This is a genomic window from Bartonella sp. AA2SXKL, assembly GCF_042197205.1.
Lineage (GTDB): Bacteria > Pseudomonadota > Alphaproteobacteria > Rhizobiales > Rhizobiaceae > Bartonella.
Window position 1 is genome coordinate 1 of the sequence record NZ_JBHIRN010000214.1, and the last position, 637, is coordinate 637.

At 34.1% G+C, this 637-nt stretch carries 1 protein-coding gene; it reads right to left on the bottom strand.

Annotated elements, in window-relative coordinates; translation table 11 throughout:
* Positions 1-285 precede the first annotated feature (285 nt).
* Positions 286-637: YetF domain-containing protein (locus tag ACFINS_RS10770; protein ID WP_375706270.1), on the bottom strand; the 352-nt coding region annotated here is incomplete at its 5' end.

Here is a 637-nt window from a genome sequence, read left to right on the forward strand (position 1 = left end):
TGAGAATCAGCTTGGCTAAAATAAGATAAAACGTTGCCCATATAACACGCATCTTTAGATCGCGCCGAGCTGCAGGCCACATATAAGGCACTAAGTTATAAAGCGTACGTAAAGTTTGTCCTGTATCTGACGATACAGTTTTTACTATTTTATTCCGTTTCATAAAACCCTAACTTCTCTATCATCCATTCAACAAATATTATAATACTTCCTCTTCTTGTCGTTTACAGATCATATTTTTTCTATACGCTTTCGGTAAACTATACTTATTATAACTGTTTCAGCCTAGACTGTTTTTGAAAAAGGGACAAGAAATAATCCTTGAGAGGATTTATTAGTTTGATCTGTATTCTTCTCATACCATTCTGCTGCAAATAAATTCTCAACCTTTACATGCTTTTTTCTCAATTCTGCACAACGCCATTTTTTTGATTTACCAATCTCTTTAAGACCATCATCGAGAATTTTGCCACTTTGCACTAAAATAGTAGATTTTTTCCCCTCCTCCTTTTTAATAACAGTATAATCGCCATTGGTCTCCAAACGAACAAAAGCCGCTTCATGTAAATTACAGCCTTTAATACGTAACATTGTAATTAAATCATTTACACTGATACCCAACTTCTTAATCTCATCC